16 protein-coding genes and 1 pseudogene are annotated in these 18,062 nt (G+C 70.7%); 13 read left to right on the top strand and 4 right to left on the bottom strand.

Going from position 1 to position 18,062, the window contains the following annotated elements; genetic code table 11:
* Nucleotides 1-3: 3 nt before the first annotated feature.
* The 5 genes from WMF27_RS04210 (at nt 4) to WMF27_RS04190 (ending at nt 5,537) form a co-directional block, all read left to right on the top strand.
* A complete protein-coding gene (locus WMF27_RS04210) occupies nt 4-504 on the top strand; it encodes a chemotaxis protein CheW (protein WP_437761539.1) in 501 nt (166 codons plus the stop codon).
* Nucleotides 501-1,013 (top strand): response regulator, encoded by a 513-nt coding sequence (locus tag WMF27_RS04205; RefSeq protein ID WP_437761540.1) that lies wholly within the window; start codon nt 501-503, stop codon nt 1,011-1,013. Before WMF27_RS04210 ends, WMF27_RS04205 begins: the two co-directional genes overlap by 4 nt.
* 75 nt (nt 1,014-1,088) lie before the next feature.
* Nucleotides 1,089-1,670, top strand: coding sequence for a YfiR family protein (locus WMF27_RS04200; protein ID WP_437761541.1), 582 nt, complete (start codon nt 1,089-1,091; stop codon nt 1,668-1,670).
* 137 nt (nt 1,671-1,807) lie between these two features.
* Entirely contained in the window at nt 1,808-3,373 is a 1,566-nt protein-coding gene (locus tag WMF27_RS04195; protein ID WP_437761542.1) for a methyl-accepting chemotaxis protein, read from the top strand.
* Complete coding sequence (locus WMF27_RS04190) at nt 3,357-5,537, top strand: hybrid sensor histidine kinase/response regulator (protein WP_437761543.1); 2,181 nt, start codon at nt 3,357-3,359, stop codon at nt 5,535-5,537. Before WMF27_RS04195 ends, WMF27_RS04190 begins: the two co-directional genes overlap by 17 nt.
* Before the next feature lie 30 nt (nt 5,538-5,567).
* Here the strand turns inward: WMF27_RS04190 and WMF27_RS04185 are convergent, their stop codons facing one another.
* Nucleotides 5,568-6,359: an OmpA/MotB family protein gene (locus WMF27_RS04185; protein WP_437761544.1), complete on the bottom strand. Its 792-nt coding sequence runs from the start codon at nt 6,357-6,359 to the stop codon at nt 5,568-5,570.
* 188 nt (nt 6,360-6,547) lie between these two features.
* Here WMF27_RS04185 and WMF27_RS04180 point away from each other — a divergent pair, with 188 nt between their 5' ends.
* Nucleotides 6,548-7,348: a DUF4339 domain-containing protein gene (locus tag WMF27_RS04180; RefSeq protein ID WP_437761545.1), complete on the top strand. Its 801-nt coding sequence runs from the start codon at nt 6,548-6,550 to the stop codon at nt 7,346-7,348.
* Between the two features lie 609 nt (nt 7,349-7,957).
* Nucleotides 7,958-9,412 carry a glucose/sorbosone family PQQ-dependent dehydrogenase gene (locus WMF27_RS04175; protein WP_437761546.1) on the top strand — a complete coding sequence of 485 codons (1,455 nt, stop codon included), beginning with the start codon at nt 7,958-7,960 and terminating at the stop codon, nt 9,410-9,412.
* A 57-nt stretch (nt 9,413-9,469) separates the two neighbouring features.
* On the opposite strand, the gene hcp is transcribed toward WMF27_RS04175, so the two are convergent.
* On the bottom strand, nt 9,470-10,771 hold the full coding sequence (hcp, locus tag WMF27_RS04170) for a hydroxylamine reductase (protein WP_437769902.1): 1,302 nt from the start codon (nt 10,769-10,771) through the stop codon (nt 9,470-9,472).
* Between the two features lie 331 nt (nt 10,772-11,102).
* Here hcp and WMF27_RS04165 point away from each other — a divergent pair, with 331 nt between their 5' ends.
* Nucleotides 11,103-12,914 (top strand): CotH kinase family protein, encoded by a 1,812-nt coding sequence (locus tag WMF27_RS04165; RefSeq protein WP_437761547.1) that lies wholly within the window; start codon nt 11,103-11,105, stop codon nt 12,912-12,914.
* Nucleotides 12,915-12,972: 58 nt separating this feature from the next.
* Here WMF27_RS04165 and WMF27_RS04160 read toward each other — a convergent pair whose 3' ends face one another.
* Together WMF27_RS04160 and WMF27_RS04155 are read right to left on the bottom strand one after the other, a co-directional pair.
* Nucleotides 12,973-13,395 carry a DoxX family protein gene (locus WMF27_RS04160; RefSeq protein ID WP_437761548.1) on the bottom strand — a complete coding sequence of 141 codons (423 nt, stop codon included), beginning with the start codon at nt 13,393-13,395 and terminating at the stop codon, nt 12,973-12,975.
* A gap of 97 nt (nt 13,396-13,492) precedes the next feature.
* A complete protein-coding gene (locus WMF27_RS04155; protein WP_437761549.1) occupies nt 13,493-14,395 on the bottom strand; it encodes a LysR family transcriptional regulator in 903 nt (300 codons plus the stop codon).
* A 415-nt stretch (nt 14,396-14,810) separates the two neighbouring features.
* On the opposite strand from WMF27_RS04155, the gene WMF27_RS04150 reads away from it, so the two are divergent.
* From WMF27_RS04150 to arsN2, 5 genes and pseudogenes are all read left to right on the top strand, one after another.
* Nucleotides 14,811-16,181, top strand: a complete 1,371-nt coding sequence (locus tag WMF27_RS04150; protein ID WP_437761550.1) for a glycoside hydrolase family 15 protein — start codon at nt 14,811-14,813, stop codon at nt 16,179-16,181.
* A 222-nt stretch (nt 16,182-16,403) separates the two neighbouring features.
* Complete coding sequence (locus WMF27_RS04145) at nt 16,404-16,709, top strand: ArsR/SmtB family transcription factor (RefSeq protein WP_437761551.1); 306 nt, start codon at nt 16,404-16,406, stop codon at nt 16,707-16,709.
* A gap of 43 nt (nt 16,710-16,752) precedes the next feature.
* Complete coding sequence (locus WMF27_RS04140) at nt 16,753-17,244, top strand: ArsI/CadI family heavy metal resistance metalloenzyme (protein ID WP_437761552.1); 492 nt, start codon at nt 16,753-16,755, stop codon at nt 17,242-17,244.
* Nucleotides 17,231-17,329, top strand: a pseudogene (locus WMF27_RS04135) (aquaporin family protein); the annotation flags it as partial. The gene WMF27_RS04140 and the pseudogene WMF27_RS04135, both read left to right, overlap by 14 nt.
* Before the next feature lie 290 nt (nt 17,330-17,619).
* Nucleotides 17,620-18,060 (top strand): arsenic resistance N-acetyltransferase ArsN2, encoded by a 441-nt coding sequence (arsN2, locus tag WMF27_RS04130; RefSeq protein ID WP_437761553.1) that lies wholly within the window; start codon nt 17,620-17,622, stop codon nt 18,058-18,060.
* The last annotated feature ends 2 nt before the right edge of the window (nt 18,061-18,062 follow it).

Here is an 18,062-nt window from a genome sequence, read left to right as displayed (position 1 = left end):
ACCTTGTCCGAAGCAATCAGCCAGGTTCACGATCTGCGCGACGACACCCCGGACAAGGGCCCGCGCGAGAGGGCCGTTGTCGATTTGCTGCTCTTCGACATGGGCTCGGTGACTTTCGCGCTGAGGGCGCAGCAGGTGGAAGAGGTGATCGCGTGGCGCGCCCCCTTGCCGCTGCCGCGCACCGACCCCCGGGTGATGGGCATCCTCCAGGACCGGGGGAGGATCATCGTGATCGCGTCGCCCGTCCTCGCGGAGCCGGAGGCCACCCCGCTCCGCATCGTCGTCTGCCGCGCTGCGCGCGGCTACCTGGGATTGCCCGCCGGCAAGACGCGGTGTGTCGCCGCGGTCGAGGTGTTCGGGGAGCCCGCGCCGAACGCTCTCGTCGACACCAGCGAGGGAGCAGTGACCTTCCTCGACGCAATCCACCTGGTCGACGCCTCCGACGCTGCGCCTCGGCCCTTCGCGGCGACGCGCGAAGCTCAGGGCGTCTGGTCGAATCCATGAGTGTTCCGAGCTCCCGATCACCTGCGTCCAGGGCCAGACCGCCGCTCGATTCGGCCGAGGAGGCGCCCCCGGCGAGCGCGGCCCCGCTGTCGCGGTCGCCGGCGAGCGCGCCGGCGAGCACGGTGACAAGCGCGCCGGCGAACCCGCCGGTGCTGGTGATCGACGACAGCGAGATCGCCCGAGAAGAGGTGTCTCGCGTGCTGGGCTCTGCCGGTTTTCAGGTGCTCGCGCTCCCCTCCCCCATCGGGGCGACGCAGGCCATCGTGCGGCACCAGGTGCGCGTCGTCGTCCTCGACGTCTTCATGCCCACCATCCGTGGGGACCGGCTGCTCACCCTGTTCCGGAAGAACCAGCGGCTCGGGCAGCTCAGCGTCATCCTGATGTCCGGACACTCCGAGCGGGAGCTCGATCAGCTGAAGCTGGAGGTCCAGGCGGACGCGGTCCTCTCGAAGCGCCACCTCGATCGTCTGCCGGCCCTGGTCAAGCGGCTCGCCGGCAAGGAACGCTGACGTGGGGACCGCGGTCGCCTGATGCCACGCCCGTCGAGGATCCGTCCGCGATCGTACAGAGCTCGCCAGCGGAACATGGTGTCTCCGATCTCGTCGATTCGAATGCTGATGGCCGCGGCGCTCCTCACGACCGTGAGCACCGAGAGCCGCTCTGCCCCCTCCGTCCCCTACGAGCTGCGGGGCGCCATCCTCCTGCGGTCGATCGGCTACGAGAGCGGGTTCGCGAGCCGCGCGGGCCCGGCCGTGCTCGCGGTCGTCGGGGCGGAGTCGGGCGCGAGCGCGGAGGACGCGAGCGCGATGGCGGCCGTGCTCTCCAGGCTGGCCGCGAAGACGACCGTGGCCAAGCGGCCGGCGTCCGTCCTGCGCGTGACGTACAGCGGGAGGGCCAAGCTGCAGGAGGCGCTGCGCGCCGCCGGCGCCGAGGTGGTCTATGTGGCGCGCGGGCTCGCCGCGGCCATCCCGGACATCCCGTCGCGCGAGGGAGCGGTCGCCCGCATCGTCGTGTGCGGCGACGGCGACGACACGAAGCGCGGCTGCGCCGTCGCCGTGGGGCTCTCGGGCGCCAAGCCCGAGCTCCTGCTGAACGTGAAGCACGCCAACGCCATCGGCCTCCGCTTCGACCCGCAGCTCCTCCGGCTCGCCCGCATCGTCGACTGAGGCCCTCGCGACGTCCGTCACCGGACGCCGCGCGTCGCCGCCCGCAGGTTCACGGCTCACGGTTCACGACTCGCGATCTCCCGTCGCCCATCCAGCGCCCCTCGTTCAGCGTCCGCCATCGCCGCCCCTCACCCGCTATGCTCAACTTTCGCTCCATCCGCTGGAAGATCGCCGCCCTCGTCGCGTCGGTGGCCATCGTGCTGTCGGCGCTCGATCTGTGGCTGATCCCCGAGCACGCCGCGCGGGCGAGCGAGGCCGAGCTGCGCGAGCGCGCCGGCATCCTCGCGACCATGCTGAAGGAGCCCATCGGCGTGGCCATGGACCTCGAGCAGCCGCCGGAGACCTTCCCGGACACCCTGCGCACCGCGATGACCGATCCCCTGGTGAGCTGGGTGTCGGTCCACGACGCGAGGGGGCAGCGCATCGCCGCGATCGGCGCGGCGCAGGCGCCCGAGGGCGCGCGGGGCCGGGGCGACGCCGGCGTCGTCGTCAGCGAGGCCCCGATCCGGTCGCGGAACGGCGATCGCCAGCTCGGGACGCTGGCCGTCGGGCTGCGCAGCGACCGGATCGCCGAGCGCCGCGCCGACGCGCGCAGGACCATCGCCCTGCAATCGGCGGGGATCGCGCTGCTCGGCCTGGGCCTCGCCTGGGTCATCTCGGCGCGCATGACGCGCTCGATGGCGCACATCAAGGAGGCGGCGGACCGGATCGCCCGCGGCGACGTCTCGGCCCGGCTGTCCCTCAGGATCTCGGACGACGAGCTCGGGGACATGGCCAGCGCGTTCGAGCGGATGAACACCCAGCTGCGCGAGCTCCAGGAGACGGCCGCGCGGGTCGCGGGCGGCGATTTCACGTGCAAGATCACCGGCGACGGGGAGCTGTTCGCCGCGTTCCGCTCCATGGTGACGAGCCTCCAGGAGCTCGCCTCGCGGATCGGCAACACCTCGGCGGAGGTCGCGTCGGCCGCCGCCGGCATGTTCTCGTCGGTGCGCGAGCAGGAGACGAGCGCGAGCCAGCAGAACGCGGCGCTCGAGGAGATCCGGCGGACCGTCGAGGCCCTGACCGCCAGCGCGGATCACATCGCGAAGGACGCGGCCACCGTGCACGAGACGGCGCAGCGGAGCCTCGTCAGCGTCCAGCACACGGCGGAGCAGACGCGCCTCGTCAGCTCCCACTCGGACCGCATCGGCGAGATCCTGTCCTTGATCCAGAGCATCGCCGACAAGTCGGACCTGCTCGCGCTCAACGCCGCGCTCGAGGGCACGAAGGCCGGCGAGGTGGGGCGCGGGTTCTCGCTCGTGGCCGCCGAGATGCGCCGCCTGTCCGAGCACGTCATGGACTCGGTGCGCGACATCCGGAAGCTCGTGGCGAACATGCACGCGGCCTCCCACGCGTCCGTGCTCGCGACCGAGGACGGGATCAAGCTGGCCCGCGACACGGCCGCGGCCGCCGCGCAGATCTCGGACGCGGTGGACCACCAGCGCGAGGGGACGGCGCGGGTCAAGACGGCGATCGTCAACATCGTCGGGGCGGTGAACGACACGCTGACGAGCAGCGTGGCCGCGACGCGCTCGGCCGAGTCGCTGCTCCAGCTGTCGCACGTGCTCAAGACGACGGCGAAGGCCTTCCGGGTCAAGCCGCTTGGAGCGAGGGCCGGCAAGCCCGAAGGCGCGGAGGCGGACGCGGATGAGGAGCCGGGCTGATCTCGTCGCCGCGTTCCACCGGACCATGCCGGACCGCGTGGCCCAGGCGACGGACCTGTGGCTCGGCTACGAGCAGGGCCTGAGCGGCAACCTGCAGGTGCTGCGCCGGCTCCTGCACACGCTGAAGGGCGAGGCGCACATGCTGGAGCTCGCCGCGTGCGGCGACCTGGCCGAGCTGGCGGAGGACGTCATCGACGCGGTGCGGGGCGGCGCGCGCCCCACGCAGCTCACCGGCGACAGCCTCCTCGGGGCGCTGGAGGGGCTCGGGCTCCTGTCGGCGAGCCCCGACGCCGAGGCCGCGCCCGAGCTCGAGATCGTGAAGGAGACGCTCCGCGCTGCGCGCGCAGAGCTCGGCGGCAGCGGCCCGCCCGCCGGCGAGCTCGCGCCGCCGCTCGCGCCGCCGTGTGATTCGGTGCACGAGAGCGCCCTGCCGCCGCGGCTGGACCAGCCCGACGCGCCGCCCGACCTCGCCCAGCCGACCGCCCGCGCGGCCCTCGACGCCGAGGCCGTCGGGACGCTCTTGCGGGAGCTCCAGCGGCTCCACGACGAGCGGGAGGTCATCCAGCGGCGGCTCCGCGAGTCCCAGCGCATGCTCCGCGCGCTGCTCGTCGAGATCGACCCCCGCCGCGCGGACGTGGATCGATTCGCGGAGCGCATCGCGAAGACGCTCGGCTACGGCGCGGAGATCGAGCGCCTCCTGAGCGCCGTCCGGGCGGACTGGTCCAGCAACGACTTCGCGGCGGGGCGCGCGCTCGGCGAGCTCGACGAGGTGGTCCGGAGGGCGTCGGTCGTGCGCACCGAGCGCCTGCTGAACCAGGTGTCGCTCGCCGCCCGGAGCGCGGCGCGCATGCTGGGCAAGGACGTCGAGGCGCGGGTCGAGGGGACGGGGCTGCTCGACGCGGCCGTGGAGCGCCGCCTCGAGCCGGCGCTCCTGCACCTCGTGCGCAACGCCATCGACCACGGGATCGAGCCGGCGGACGTCCGGGCGCGCCGGGGGAAGCCCGCGCGCGGGACGGTGGCGGTGACCGTGGTCCAGACCGACGCCGCCGTGCGGGTCGAGGTGAAGGACGACGGCGGCGGGGTCGACTTCGCCCGCCTGCGCGAGGTGCTCGCGCCGTCGGTCCCGGGCGCCTCGACCCTCGACGACGCCGAGCTCATCCCGTACCTGTTCGCGCACGGGCTCACGACGAGCCGCAGCGTCGGCGCGATCTCGGGCCGCGGCGTCGGGCTCGACATCGTGGCGCGCGAGATCGGCGCGCTGGGCGGGCAGGTGCGGGTCGACTCGAAGCCCGGGCTCGGCACGACGATCCTGCTCGTGGTGCCGAAGAACCTGCACGGCGAGGAGGTGGTCCCCATCTCCAGCGGGCGCTTCCGGTGCGCGGTGCCGACGCACGCCGTGCACTCGGTCGTGCTGCTGGAGGACGAGGAGCTCCTGCGCGCCCCCGACGGGCCGCGCGTGCGCCTGACAGGCGGCGCCGGCGCCGAGCTCGCGCCGCTGTACGCGCTCGGGGCGGTGCTCGGCGACGGAGGCCCGCCCGAGCCCGGGGACGCGGCGCTCGTGCTGCACCACGCCGCGGGCCTGTTCGCGGTGAGCGTGGACGGCTACGAGAACCCTCGGCTGGTCGCGCTCGTGCGCTCGGAGGAGATGCCCCTCACCTCGCCGCTCGTGCGCGGGGTGGCGCCGACGGCGGACGGCGAGGCGATGCTGCTCCTCGACGTGGAGCGGCTGTTCGCGTACGCCCGGCAGGCGCCGCGGGACGCGCCCTTCACCGCCGCCGCCGAGCAGAAGCGGGAGCCGCTCGCGCTGGTCGTGGAGGACGCGCCCGTCGCGCGGGAGCTGCTCTGCGGCATCCTGCGGTCGATGGGGCTGCGCGTGGAGGAGGCGTGCGACGGGCGGGATGGGCTCGCGCGGGCGCGGGCGGCGCCGCCCGACGTGGTGCTCACCGACCTGGAGATGCCCTACTTGAGCGGCCTGGAGATGGTGGCGGAGCTCAGGCGCTCGCCCGGGCTCGCCCGGGTGCCGGTCGTGGTGCTGACGACGGCGGCGCAGGAGCAGAGCGAGGCCGCGCTGCGCGGGCTCGGCGTGCGGGCGGTGCTGTCGAAGCAGCGGTTCGTCGAGGAGGAGCTGCGCCGGATCATCGCGGCCAGCCTGGGGGGCGCGTGACGGCGCGCACGTCGAGCGCCCGCGCGACCGTCACTTCTCCGCGGAGGCCGCCGGCAGCGCGACGGAGATCTCGACGCGCCCCGGCGCCAGCTTGGTCTCCCCGAGCGCGGCGGCCGCGGGGTCGTGCTCGGCGTACCCGACCGCCGACAGCCGGGCCCCTGCCACCGCGCACTTGTCCTGGAGCGTCTGCGTGACGGTCGCCGCGCGGACCGCGGAGAGCTCCCACGGCGTCGGATAGGCGGCCTGCAAGGGGGCCGGCACCGAGGCCGGAGGACCGCTGACAGCGCCGACGCGCAGCGGCGCCTGGCCGCCGCCGCTCGCGGACAGCGCGCCCGAGACCTGGCACAGGAGGGCTTGCCCCTGCGGGCTCACGTCGACCGTGTTGGGGAGGAACACCGCGCCCTCTGAGAGCGCGACGAACGCCTGCCCCTCCGCGACCGCGACCGCCGCGACCCCTTTCTTGACGTGCTTGTCGAGCTTCCCCGCGAGCTCCGCCTTGATCTGCGCGACCCGCTCGACGCCCGACTTCTTCGCGGCCTCGGTCTGCTGCCGCTCCGCCTCGCCCTTCTCGATCTGCGCCGTCTTCGCCTCGAGCTCCCCGCGCACCTGGCCCAGCGTCTGTTCGAGCTCTTTGGCCTTCTGGTTCGACTTCCGCTGCTCCTCCAGCAAGAGCACGTGAGCGCGGTGAAGCGGGACGTAATATGCCGCCACGAACGCGGCGGCCGCGACGAGGAGGAGCGCCGGCATCACGCGCATCCAGCGTCGGAAGCTGGACGATCCAGCGCTGTTGCCGGCCGCGATCGCCTCATCCGCGATGTTCATGACTGCCTCCATGCTCCGCCGCCATCGCCGGCGAGAATACCGGCATGGCGAGGATCCCGCCAGCGCCACGGGTCACACCTCACTCATTGCAAAAATCCGCACCGTCTCGAAAGCACGCGGGGCCTCATGTCGTTGTGTACGGTGCGCTCGCGCCGTGGCATCCTCGCGGGCGCAAGGGAGGACTTTGTATGAAACCGCCGCCCCTTCCGGCCAGGCGCCCGGCGCCGCCCGTCCCGGCAACCGATGATCGCGAGAGCCTCTGGCACGTCGCGATCGCGCCTGACGACATCAAGGTACTCACGTTGGACAAGCTCGACGATCTGTTCCGTCTCGACGTGATCGACGAGACGACGAAGATCTGGCGCCCCGGGATGGCCGCCTGGCAGCCGCTCGGCGTCGTGGCGGGAATCGAGCCGACGCCGCCCGAGCCGGCGCAGGTCCAGGGGCCTCCGCCGAGCACGGCGCGCGGGGGCCCGCCTCCGCCGCCCCCGCGCGCCCCCGCGCGGCGGAACATGGACTCCGACCATCCGACGCCGGTGGCGTCGCCCATGTCGTCCACGATGCCGCTCGGCGCCCCGATGTCGCTCGGCGACACGATGCCGCTCCGAGCGCTGGACGACAGCTCGCCTCACCTCGTGACGCGGACCGAGGTGCAGGCGCCGCCCGCGGCGATGCTCGCGGCGTCTCGGCCCACCTCACCGCCGTGGATGCCGGAGGCGCGGGAGCCGGAGTTGTTCAACGAGTCGCCCTACGCGGCGCCCCGCGCGCGCGAAACGGGCCGGGCGCAGCGCCTGACGCTCGCGCTGTCGGTCGTCGCGGGGCTGGTCGTGACGCTCTACCGCAATGACGTCCTCCTCGACGCCGCGCGCTCCTCCGGGCATCAGGACGTGTATCTGAAGGTCGAGACCGCGCTCGGCGGGCCCGGCTTCGGGACCCCGCGCTCGATCGAGAAGCTCGACGTGTCGGCAGAGCCGGCGCCGGCGAAGTAACCCCACCGAGATCCAGCGCTCCTTCGAGCGCCGTGCGGCACGCGACATCGCGAGCGCTGCGGCGCTGCGGCGCTCGGCCGTCCTGACACAGCGACCCGGACACGAAGGCCGCCGAGGCGCAAGCGACGCCGCGAGCTCGATTAGGGCGCGCCCCTCGGCGTCCCGGCGGCTCGCCTTCGTCTCGTAAGAGCACCTCCGCCGCGCCACGCGCCGCCAGCGGTGGCTCGCCCCGCCGCTCGCCGCAACGCGCGGTGGCGCCTCGCGCTGGGCTTCGAGCCGACCGGAGCAGCCATGTCCGCGCCAGGAACGACACAGCGGCTCGTTCACGCACAATGTCGTCCACCGACATCACCAATCGACGTTGTCAGTGCGAGCGAGCGAGCGCCCCATTTGCTATAGTAAAGACCTTACTCTAATCGGGGAGGGCTCTACCGGATGTCACGCAATCCCCGGTTGCATGCCGAGATTTTCCCAGCGCGCCCGCCACGCCATGGCGCGGCGGGATCTGGTTAGCACCGACACACGAAAGTCCCTTGAACGAGACAGGGAGGTAGTCCTATGTCGCCCTTTATCTCACGCAACCTGGCTGTTGTTCTGGCTCAAGTTGGTTTGCTTGCCACGGCTTCGTGGAGCCTCACCGGATGTGGCCAGGCGGGTCCCCCGGACGAGCCGCTCGAGTCCGATGCTCAGGCCATCGTCACCGGGGATCCCGGTGATGCCGAGGAGTGCTCCGGCGAGGAGCCGACCTTCACCTCGCGCGAGATCGTACGGGATCTCTCGTTTCCGATGCGGATCGTCTGGGGGCCGGATGGCTACCTGTGGCTCACCGAGCGCACCGGGAAGCGGGTCGTGCGCGTGAGGCCGGAGGACGGCCTGCAGAAGACCGCCATCACCGTCTCGGAAGCGTTCCAGTCGGGAGGTCAGGACGGGCTGCTGGCCCTGGCGTTGCACCCGGATCTGCTCAAGCACAAAGGGAAGGACTACGTGTACGTGTCCTTCACCTACAACGTCGCGGCGGATCCAGCGGTGGACCGCAGGACGAAGATCCGCCGCTACACGTACAACCGGGTGACCGAGACGCTCGGAAACCCTGTCGACGTCATCACGGGCCTGCCGGGGAGCGACGATCACAACTCCGCGCGGCTCCTGTTCGGCCCCGATGGGAAGCTCTATTACACCATCGGGGATCAGGGGAACAACCAGTTCGCCAGGATGTGCAACCCGAACCGCGCGCAGGAGCTGCCGACGGCGGCCGAGGTCGCGGCGCACGACTGGTCGAAATACGTCGGCAAGATCCTGCGCTTGAACGTCGATGGCTCGATCCCGAAGGACAACCCGAAGATCGACGGGGTCCGCAGCCATATCTACTCGTACGGCCATCGCAACGCGCAGGGCCTCACGTTCGGCCGGGGCGACAAGCTCTACGCGAACGAGCACGGGCCGAAGAGCGACGACGAGCTGAACCTCATCCAGGCCGGCAAGAACTATGGCTGGCCGTACGTCGCCGGCTACCGGGACGACCAGGCGTACACGTACGACAACTGGTCGGCCTCGAGCCCGACGCCGTGCAACGAGCTCTCCTGGAGCGACTTCGCGCCTCCCGAGTCCGTGCCGCGGCAGCTGGAGAGCGCCTTCAGCCATCCGGACTTCAAGGAGCCGCTCCTCACCTTCTACACCGTCCCCGACGACTACGTCTTCTTCGACTGGGCGTGCGGCTTCAACCAGTACATCTGCTGGCCGACGATCGCGCCCTCCTCGCTCCACTACTACCCGGCCGGGCACGGCATCCGCGGGTGGGATCACTCTCTCCTGATGACCTCCCTCAAGAAGGGCGCCGTGTACCAGGTGAAGCTGAGCCCGAACGGCAAGACCGTGGAGGGCGAGCCCGTCGTCCTCTTCCAGACCACGAACCGGTACCGCGATCTCGCGATGAGCCCGGACCGCAAGACCTTCTACGTCATCACGGACACCGCGGGGAACACGAGCGGACCGACCGGCGGCGTCACGACGGTCCTGGACAACCCGGGGGCGATCCTCGAGTTCAAGGACACGACATCGCACTGAGCCAGCACCGGAGTCGCAGGGCCTGCGTCGTACCGGCGCAGGCCCGCGCACAGGCGCTCAGGCGCTCGCGGGCGCCCGGTGGAGCTGCAGCAGGTCCACCGACGGCGCCCTGGCGGTCAGCCGGAGATCGTAGCGCTGCTGCAGCAGCCGCAGCACGTTCGGCGAGAGGAACGCCGGCAGGCGCGGCCCGAGCACGATGCCCTTCACGCCCAGGCTGAGCAGGGTCAGGAGCACCGCCACGGCCTTCTGCTCGAGCCACGAGATCACCAGCGTGAGGGGCAGCTGGTTCACCCCGCAGCGGAGCGCCTGGGCGAGCGCGCCGGCCACGCGGAGGGCGCCGTAGGCGTCGTTGCACTGCCCCATGTCGAGCAGCCGCGGCAGGCCGAGGAGGGTGCCGTGGTCCTGGTTGCGAATACGGTACTTGCCGCAACCGAGCGTGAGAATGAACGAATCCCGGGGCGCCTGCGCGGCGTAGTCCGTGAAGTAGCTGCGCGCCGCCTCGGGGCCGTCGCAGCCGCCGACCAGGAAGAACCGGCTGATCTTCCCGGCCTTCACCGCCTCCACGATGGCCCCCGCGTGCGCGAGGATCGCCTCGTGGTGGTAGCCGACCTCGGTCTCGCGGACGAAGCGGTCGGGCAGCGGCGGGCTCGCGAGGGCCGCCTGGATGACCTCGGAGAAGTCGCCGCCGCGCACGCGCCGGCCGCCGGGCACCGCGGTGACGCCGGTGGTGAACAGGCGATCACGGTAGGCCTCCTTCGGGAGGAGCACGCAGTTCGAGGTCATCAGGATCGGCCCCGAGAACGCCAGGAACTCGGCCTTCTGGTGCTGCCACGCGGAGCCGTAATGGCCGACGAGGCTCGGGTGGCCCGCGAGCTCCGGATACGCGTGCGCCGGCAGCATCTCGCCGTGGGTGTACACCCTCACGCCCGTCCCCTCGCACTGCCGGAGCAGCTCGGCGAGGTCCGAGAGATCGTGCCCCGAGACGAGGATCCCCGGCCCCGCCACGGTGCCTTCCCGGACCATCGCCGGCTGCGGCTCGCCGAAGCGCAGGCGGTGGCCCTCGTCGAGCATCCTCATCACGAGGAGGTTCACCTGGCCGCACTCCATGCAGAGCTCGAGGAGCGCCTCGGGGTCGAAGCTCACGTTGGTCAGCGTGGAGAAGAGCGCCTCCTCGAGGAAGCCGTTCACCCGCTCGTCGCGCATGCCGAGCTTTCGCGCGTGGTGCGCGTAGGCGGCGACGCCCTTCACGCCGTAGATCAGGAGCTCCTGGAGCGACTGCACGTCCTCGTCCTTGCCGCAGACGCCGGCCGTGGTGCACCCGGTCCCGTGGGATGCTTGCTCGCACTGGTTGCAGAACATGGTCATGACGGATCTCGAGGGTTGTGGGCCCACGCGCGCTGCGCGGGCGCCGGCCGGAGAGCGCGCGTGGCCGCAGCGCAGCCGCGCAGGGCGTGTCCTCGGCGGCCACGAGGCCAATCAACGTTCGTGCCGCCGGTTCGCCCCGGATCCGGAGAGGCCAGAAGGGGACGAGGCCGGGCTCTCCGGCGCTGCCCCGCGCCGGCCGCGGCGCAATCACGGCGCAGGGGTGCAAACCGTGCGCGCACCTGAAACGGATAGCGCGGCAGCCCTGTGTGTCAGTAGAATGGAGGATCCTTGAACTCTGAATGAGGTCGCAGTGGAAAATCATACCATGGTCAAACGAGGGCGCTTTGCCCGGTTTCACCGTTCCATCTCGCTCGCCCTGCTCTCTCTGAGCATTGCTTGCGGCCAGGCACCGGCTGGCAACGGCAACGGCAACGGCGGCAACGGCGGCAACGGCAACGGCAACGGCAACGGCAACGGCGGCGACGGCAACGGCAACGGCAACGGCAACGGCGGCGGCAACGGCGACGGCGGCGGCAACGGCGACGGCAATGGCACCGCGGCGCCGCCCCCCTCCCTGATCGGGGATGTGTCGTTCTCCACGCCCAGCCAGACGTTCAGGGATCAGATCCAGGTGGGGATGTCCACCCCCATCGAGGGGGCCGAGATCCGCTACACGCTGGACGGGCTGCTGCCGACAGCGTCCTCCACGTTGTACACGGGCGAGCCCGTGACCCTCACCGTCACGACGCAGGTCCGCGCGCAGGCGTTCGTGGGAGGCGCCGCGAGCGGCGCGGTGAGCACCGGCCTCTACATCGCGCGCACCTTCGACGCGACCTCCGATCTTCCCATCGTGATCATGGACGGTTACGGCATGGGCAAGCCGACGGACAAGGAGGTCTACTTCGACGCGGCGGTGATGATCTGGGAGCCGGTCAACGGCGTCGCGTCGATCGCGTCGCTGCCCACGCTGGCGATGCGCGGCGGGTACCACGTGCGCGGTCAGTCGTCGCGGAACTTCCCGCAAACACCGTACAAGCTCGAGCTGTGGGACAACGACGACAAGGACCTCGACTACCCGGTGCTGGGCATGCCCGCCGACTCGGACTGGGCGTTGATCCCTCCCTACTACGACCGCACGTTGATCCGCAATCCGTTCACCTACACCCTCGGCCGCGACATGGGCCTCCAGGCGCCACGCGTCGAGCTGGCCGAGGTCTACCTGAACTACGACGCGCGCGTCATCGGCGAAGCGGATTACCAGGGCATCTACTGGCTCTCGGAGACCATCAAGAACAACAAGGTCCGCACCGATCTCAAGGAGCTCGAGGAGACGGACCGGGCACTGCCGGACATCAGCGGCGGCTACATCTTCAAGTTCGACCAGGCGGCCGCCGAGGAGCCGAAGCTCGCCTGCACCGGGTCGGATCCCCTCCCGTCGTTCAGCTTCGGCGGCGGCGGTCCCCGTCCCGACGAGGGCGGCACGTGCTGGATCGATCTCGAGGTCGTGGACCCCGATCCCCTGAACGACGAGCAGGCGACCTGGCTGACGCAGTACATCCAGCAGTTCCACGACAGCATCCACCAGACGCCGATCGGCGATTACGCGTCGTACATCGACGTGCCGTCGTTCATCGATTATCTGATCATCAGCGAGCTGACGCTCAACGTGGACGCGTACGTGCGGAGCGCCTATTATTTCAAGGATCGCGATCAGAAGCTCAAGGCCGGGCCGCTGTGGGATTACAACTTCGCGCTCGGCGGGGTGGGCGCCCAGAGCGCGACGCCGCAATCGGAGAGCGACACCGGCTGGCGCTTCAGCGGCACGCGGAACGTCAACAACTGGTATCAGAAGCTCACCGCGGATCCGAGCTTCATGGCGCAGGTGAAGGCGCGCTACACGGCGCTTCGCCAGACGCACCTGTCCGAGGCCTCGATCGAGGAGCGCATGAACAGGCTGAGCGCGCCGCTCTCGCAGGCCGTGGTCCGCGACTTCGCCAAGTGGCCGGTGTCGAGCATCATCGAGTCGAGCGAGGGCTTCCTCGGCGGCCCCACCGCGCCGACGTGGGAGGGGCAGCTGCAGGTCATGCGCGACTTCCTGCGGGCCCGGCTCGCCTGGATGGACGCCAACTTGCCGTGACGCGGCGCGGGCCGCCGCGCAGATCGCGCGGCCCTTCTCGACCGTGCGCGGCGAGCTGCTAGCCGCGCTGCAGCCGGCTCACGGCGAGCGCGCCGTCGCCGAGGAGGGCCTGCGCGCCGAGCGCGATCATCAGGAAGGCGACGTACTCCCAGCCTCCCCCCTGACCTGCGAACATCCAGCCGTTCGGCAGGTGCACGAGCAGCGCGCCGATCATCACCGGAAGGAGCAGGAGCGAGATCAGGCGCGTCCTGAGCCCGGCGAGGAGCGCCGCGCCGCCGAGCAGCTCGGCGAGAAACACGGGATACGCCGTCCAGCCCGGGAAGCCGCTCGCCGCGAAGAACGCGGCGGTGCCCGGCAACGTGTACACGAGCGGCTTGGCGAGCGCGTGCGCCAGGAACACGGCGCCCAGCCCGAGGCGCAACATCAGCGCGGCCAGCTCGGCCGAGCGGGGAACGGAGAGGATCGTCTCGACACGGTTCATGGGTGATGCCTCCATGACCCGAGGAGTAAGCCCCGGCGCCGCGCCACGGTAGAGCGCGCCCGGGAACGAATTGTTCTCCGGGGAGAACGATCTCTCGCTACGCCCACGAGATCCCGCGGAACGCGGCCGCCAGGTGCTCGATGAGCCGCCGCACCCGCGCGGGCGGGCGCCGGCCGGCCGCGTGCACCGCGTAGATGCCCATGGGCCGGGGCGCGAACGCGTCGAGCAGCGTGACCAGGCGCCCGGCCGCGAGATCCTCGTCGACCATGAAGCGCGGCAGCACCGCGAGGCCGATCCCGGACACGGCCGCCTCGCGGAGCGCCGTCCCGTTGCTCGCCGTCAGCGGGCCGGAGACGGGGACGGAGATGCGCCCGCCGGCCCCGTAGAAGCGCCACTCGTCCTCGACGCGCAGGTGGAGGTAGCGCAGGCAGTCGTGGCGCAGGAGATCCCCCGGCTGCTCGGGCCGCCCCCGCCGCTCGAGGTAGCCCGGCGCGCCGACCACGTGCAGCGCCGTCGTGGCGAGCTGGCGCGCGACAAGGCTCGAGTCCTTGAGCTTCGTGATCCGGATGGCCAGGTCGACGCGCTCCTCCACGAGGTCGACGAGGCGGTCGTTCAGCATGAGCTCGACGTGCGCGCCCGGGCTCGCCCGGAGGAACCGCGCGAGCGGCTCCGCCAGGTACATCTGCGCGAAGCTGACCGGCGCGTTGAGCCGGATGCGGCCCCGGTCGGCGTCGGACGCGCCCCGCACCGCGGCGGCGGCCTCCTCGAGCACGCGCGCGCAGCGCGCATAGAGGTTCATGCCGGCGTCCGTGACCGTGAGCTTGCGCGTGGTGCGCACGAGCAGGCGCTCGCCGAGCCGCTCCTCCAGGCGCGCGACCCGGGTGCTCACCATCGACTTCGACACCCCGAGCTCCGCCGCGGCCGCGGTGAACGAGCGGCGCTCCACGACGCGCGCGAAGCACAGCAGGGCGGGCAGATCGTCGAAGAGCGGGTCGACCATGCGCCCACTGTGCGCGGCGGGGCGGATTGTTCGCAACGGAGAACATCCCGGGATCGGCGTCGCCCACGGCGGCCCGTCGAACGCGGCGCCGCGCGGCGGGCGGCCGGGGCCCCTTCGCGGAGCGCGACGTTCAGAGGAGACGAGGCGACAACGCCGCGACGCTCCGCTGGCCGCGTGACGCGGCGCGCGACCGCCGTACGCCTCCTCTCGACGCGCCGGCGCCGCCGGTCGTGGCGTCGCTCCGCGCGCGGGATCCCTGCACGACAGGGGCAAGCCCCGTGCCCGGGCGTGCGACCGGATGGCAACAAGAAGGTGTTCGAGCAGGGCCTCCCACACCACGTCGCCGCGATCGCGCGTAGCGCACGGATCGGCGCCCCGCTATATAAGGAACCAACCACGAGAGAGAGGGGGTCCCATGGCCAGTTCATTCGGTTACCTGAGCACGAGCGTCGACGTCTCGTCCGTGTCGTTCGACGCGATCAGCAAGTACATGCAAGTGCTCCTCCTGCGGAACATCGCGACGGGGACCTGGGTCTTCAGCAAGGGCGCGATGCAGTCCGTCAAGGGGTGCGTGCTCGCGTCCCCGTCCCTGCCGGACGACAGGGGTCAGACCGACCAGGACTATGTGCACCACTGGATCCGGGACGCGGCCATCTGCATTCCGGAGGCGCTCGACAACCCGGTCTTCATGGCGCGGACCATCTGCGAGGATTACACGATGTTCTCGGCGCTGTGCCAGGAGAACGCCGAGCGCGCGAGCAGGTTCGCGCTGGCGTGCTTCAACATCGACGGCACCGTGCGCGACAACTGGACATCGCAGACGGACGGCCCGGCGCACCGCATCCTGTCCCTCCTCGCCATCGAAGATCGGCTCTCGCTGCAGGCGCTCGCCACGGCCAGGTCCATCATCGAGAAGGACACCCGGTACCTCCTCTCGGCCTACAAGGAGCAGACGCACAACCTCTGGGAGGAGACGGCCGGGTTCAGCTTCTATGCGCGCTCCGTGCAGCGAAAGGCGTTCCTCTCGCTGATCAGCCGCGCCGACGAGCACGGGCTCTCTCCGTACATCAACGACATGTGGGCGGCCGCAGAGTGGCTGGGCAGCCAGATGGCGACGCACCAGGGCACGTACGACGGGCAGCCGTACTACGCGTCCATCACGGGGCCGAACGGCAGGCCCACCGAAGGCAGGGGAGCGACGCTCAACGTGGATGTCGTCATGTCGGCCGTCTACGGCTCCACGAACTGCGCGGACCCGGTGCTGCTCTCGACGGCCGCGCTGGTGCGCGACGCGTTCACCGAGGGCGACCGGCGGTACCGCATCAACGACGCCGATCGGGCGCTGCCTCGGAGCAGGGGGCCGATGATCGGGCGGTACCCCGAGGATACGTACGACGGCAACCTGTCCGATCATGGTCCGGACGCCGGTCACCCGTGGGCGCTCACGACGTGCAACTTCGCGGAGCTCTATTTCATGCTCGCGGCGAAGATCAAGAGCTCCCCCGCCGCCGCGCTCGTGAACGCCACGACGCAGAGGTTCTTCGCGCAGGTGGGCGTGAGCGATCCCGCCGATCCAGACATCGCGGCGAAGCTGATCGACGCGGGCGACAGGATGCTCGAGGCGGTGATCTACCACTCCGATCGCCTCCAGCTGAGCGAGCAGTTCGATCGCGACAACGGGTACGAGTGCAGCGTGAGCGATCTGAGCTGGAGTTACGCCACCTTCCGGAGCGCGGTCAGGGCGCGCGAGGCCGCCGTGGGGGACTTTCCGAGCCGCCACGGGTAGCCCGAGCGCGGAGGTGCCCCGTCGCGAGGCTCGTTGAGCGCGGCGAGATCGCGCAGGACGTTGCCGCTGATGAACCAGAGCCCGCGCATGTCGAACACCCCGAACTTCGATCGATCCGGACGAACACCGCGCAGGGCGGGGTCCGAGCAGCCGCTTCGACAGCTTCGATTTTTTTGGAAGAACCCCCTTGCGCCAGTACTTCTAGATCCGTAGAAGTAGTGCGTGCCCTCGACACTGGAGCGTCACGCGGAACAACTGGCCGCGCTCGGTCACCCCGTCCGCCTCGCGATTCTGCGCTTCGTTGTGCAAGCCGGCGCCGACGGCGCATCCGCAGGCGAGATCCAGGCGCACGTGCACATGCCTGCATCCACGCTGAGCCATCACCTGAAGCGGCTCGTCGACGCCGGCGTTCTAAGGACGCGCGGAGAAGGAACGTTCCACTACTACAGCGCCGACTACGCGGCGCTTCGCGGCCTCACGGACTACATCTGGGAGGACTGCTGCAAGCGTGGGAAGGGTTGCTGCTAATTTTTTCTCCACTATTTCTAAAAAATTGGAAGGAGTACCCGAGATGAACGTCCTCAAGCCTCACGTTTCGCTGAACATCTCCAACATCGATGCCTCGGTCGCGTTCTACGAGAAGGCATTCGGTGTGCGCGCCGCGAAGCGTCGACCTGGCTACGCCAAGTTCGACCTTGCGTCGCCTGCCCTCAACCTGACGATGCAAGAGGCGCCGCGCACGGGCGTGAACGCGAGCCATTTCGGCATCCAGGTCGCGAGCACCGACGACGTGCTCGAGGCCAAGCGCGCCTTCGAGGCGGCCGAGCTCAAGACCTTCACGGAGGAGAACACCGCGTGTTGCTATGCGGTGCAGGACAAGGTCTGGATCGAGGACCCCGACGGCAACTCGTGGGAGGTGTTCGTGGTGAAGGGCGACGCGGACGTGATGGGAAGCCAGCCTGCGAAGAGCGAGCCTGCGAAGAGCGAGCCTGCGAAGAGCGAGGCGGCGTGCTGCGCGCCCGGCTGCTGCGCCCCCGCGAAGCTCGGCGATGCAGCGCGCTGATCTCACCCGAAGGGCCGTCGCCGAAGCGCTCGGGACGGCCCTCCTTCTCGCGACGGTGGTCGGGTCGGGGATCATGGGGGCGGCCCCCGCAGTGGTTCAGCGAGTTTGTCGCGACTTTCGGTCTGCTTGCGGTGATGTGGGGATCAGGATCGATCTGTCCGAGTCGACGCCGCAGAAGCTCACGCACGCGCTCGCAGCGGACGCGTACATGCTGATCACGATGGGCTGTGGCGAAGCCTGTCCGACCGTCCCAGGCGTGCGACGCGACGACTGGCCCTTGGAGGATCCGAAGGGAAAGCCGCTGGAGCGCGTCCGTGCCATTCGCGACGAGGTGAAGGCGCGCGTCGAGGCGCTCATCGCGGCTGAGGGGTGGAGTTGAGCGACGCGAAGATCGAGCCGGCTGCGTCGGGCGATCTCGACGTGGTTCGGGGGCTCCTTGTCCGCGCGGAGCTGCCGACGGCCGGCCTGCTCGACCAGTTCCCCGCCGCGTACGTGGTCATGCGGCGCAGCCTGGAGCTCGTCGGCGTAGCTGGGCTCGAGACGTACGGGCGAGTTGGCCTGCTACGCTCCGTGGCCGTGGTGCGGACGCTTCACGGGCAAGGGCTCGGCCGGGCTCTCGTCGCCAACCGCGTCGATGCGGCGCGGGTGGGGTCGCTCGAGGCCGTCTACCTGCTGACCACGACCGCTGCGGACTATTTCCGGGCGCTCGGCTTCGCCTCGACGCCGCGCGAGGCGGTTCCAGCCGACCTCGCCGCCTCCCCGGAGTTCGCCGGCGCCTGCCCGGCCTCGGCGGCCTGCCTGGTGCTCCGCGTGTGAGG

The organism is Sorangium sp. So ce281, assembly GCF_051527395.1.
Taxonomy (GTDB): Bacteria; Myxococcota_A; Polyangia; order Polyangiales; family Polyangiaceae; genus Sorangium; species Sorangium cellulosum_B.
The sequence above is the reverse complement of the archived record's forward strand: the minus strand, read 5'-3'. Positions and strand labels throughout refer to the sequence as shown.

Coding starts and splice junctions, on each gene's coding strand:
- WMF27_RS04140 (WP_437761552.1), top strand. CDS start 16,753: ATGAACGTCCTCAAGCCTCACGTTTCGCTGAACATCTCCAACATCGAT.
- WMF27_RS04200 (WP_437761541.1), top strand. CDS start 1,089: ATGGTGTCTCCGATCTCGTCGATTCGAATGCTGATGGCCGCGGCGCTC.
- WMF27_RS04190 (WP_437761543.1), top strand. CDS start 3,357: ATGAGGAGCCGGGCTGATCTCGTCGCCGCGTTCCACCGGACCATGCCG.
- WMF27_RS04185 (WP_437761544.1), bottom strand. CDS start 6,359: ATGAACATCGCGGATGAGGCGATCGCGGCCGGCAACAGCGCTGGATCG.
- WMF27_RS04205 (WP_437761540.1), top strand. CDS start 501: ATGAGTGTTCCGAGCTCCCGATCACCTGCGTCCAGGGCCAGACCGCCG.
- WMF27_RS04195 (WP_437761542.1), top strand. CDS start 1,808: ATGCTCAACTTTCGCTCCATCCGCTGGAAGATCGCCGCCCTCGTCGCG.
- WMF27_RS04180 (WP_437761545.1), top strand. CDS start 6,548: ATGAAACCGCCGCCCCTTCCGGCCAGGCGCCCGGCGCCGCCCGTCCCG.
- hcp (WP_437769902.1), bottom strand. CDS start 10,771: ATGTTCTGCAACCAGTGCGAGCAAGCATCCCACGGGACCGGGTGCACC.
- WMF27_RS04160 (WP_437761548.1), bottom strand. CDS start 13,395: ATGAACCGTGTCGAGACGATCCTCTCCGTTCCCCGCTCGGCCGAGCTG.
- WMF27_RS04150 (WP_437761550.1), top strand. CDS start 14,811: ATGGCCAGTTCATTCGGTTACCTGAGCACGAGCGTCGACGTCTCGTCC.
- WMF27_RS04165 (WP_437761547.1), top strand. CDS start 11,103: ATGGTCAAACGAGGGCGCTTTGCCCGGTTTCACCGTTCCATCTCGCTC.
- WMF27_RS04155 (WP_437761549.1), bottom strand. CDS start 14,395: ATGGTCGACCCGCTCTTCGACGATCTGCCCGCCCTGCTGTGCTTCGCG.